Origin of the sequence: Methylobacterium sp. CCH7-A2 (assembly GCF_001557075.1) — a bacterium.
GTDB lineage: Bacteria > Pseudomonadota > Alphaproteobacteria > Rhizobiales > Beijerinckiaceae > Allobosea > Allobosea massiliensis.
In genome coordinates this window covers 1-1,044 of the sequence record NZ_LSKN01000152.1, presented here as the reverse complement: position 1 = coordinate 1,044, position 1,044 = coordinate 1, and the positions used below count along the sequence as shown (strand labels likewise).

The window sequence follows — 1,044 nt, the reverse complement described above, 5'->3', positions numbered from 1 at the left end:
TGGGTCTGACTCAAATCTGCTGCAGGTCGGGGCTGTTTTGATGCTGGTTTCCAGAAGGAATCAGCGCGATGAAGCAGCGATTTCGGCCAGCCAGCCTGGTTCCCGCAGGTTTGATGGTCGACGGGATCACGATCGAAGGCGATCGCGTTGTTGTCCGAACCCGGTCCGCCGTCAGCGCCTGTCCGTGTCCTGACTGCGGGGCGTTCTCGCAACGGATCCAAAGCCGGTATTTCCGGCGTGCAAAGGATCTGCCGCTCAGCGGCCGACGCGTCGAGCTCCAGGTCCTCGTTCGGCGATTTCGCTGCGATGCCGTCCTGTGCGGCCGCCAGATCTTCGCGGAGCGCTTTGGTGACCGCGTCCTCGCGCCGCGAGCGCGTCGGACCGATCGTCTCGATCATATCGTCCAGCATCTCGGCCTCGCCTTGGGTGGCAGGCCCGGAGCAAGTTTTGCCGCCAGGATGATGCTGCCGGTCAGCAACGACACGTTGCTGCGCGTGGTCCGGCAGCGTGCCAGGGTGCCGAGCGAGCCGCTGCGCGTGATCGGCATCGATGACTTCGCCTGGCGGCGCAATCACCGCTACGGCACGATCGTCTGCGACTTGGAAAGGCGTCGGCCGGTCGCGCTTCTTTGCGACCGGGAGCCAGCAACATCGGAAGCTTGGCTCCGCCATCAGCGGCTGGTCCATACAGTCGCTCGTGACCGTGGCGGTGGCTATGGAGAGGCGGTGGCGCGGGCCCTGCCGCAGGCCGTCCAGGTTGCCGACCGCTGGCACCTGATGGAGAATGCCAGCCGCGCTTTCCTCGACGCCGTGCGCAAGTCGATGCGCCAGATCCGTAGCGCCATCGGTGCCACCGTCGTCAATCCTGCGCTCCTGACGGCGGCGGAGAAGCTGCAATACGATGGATATCTGCGGCGGGAAGAGATCAACGCGGCGGTCCTCGCCCTCTGGCGGGAGGGCGTGCCGATCAAGCAGATCGTCAAGCGCACCGGCCATCACCGCCAGACCGTCAGGCGGATCGTCCGCGGCGAGCGCAGCGACGTCT

General features: G+C 65.8%; 1 protein-coding gene. It reads left to right on the top strand.

Features of this window, described 5'->3' with window-relative positions:
• Positions 1 to 68 precede the first annotated feature (68 nt).
• Positions 69 to 1,044: ISL3 family transposase (locus tag AX750_RS12625; protein ID WP_156451702.1), on the top strand; the 976-nt coding region annotated here is incomplete at its 3' end.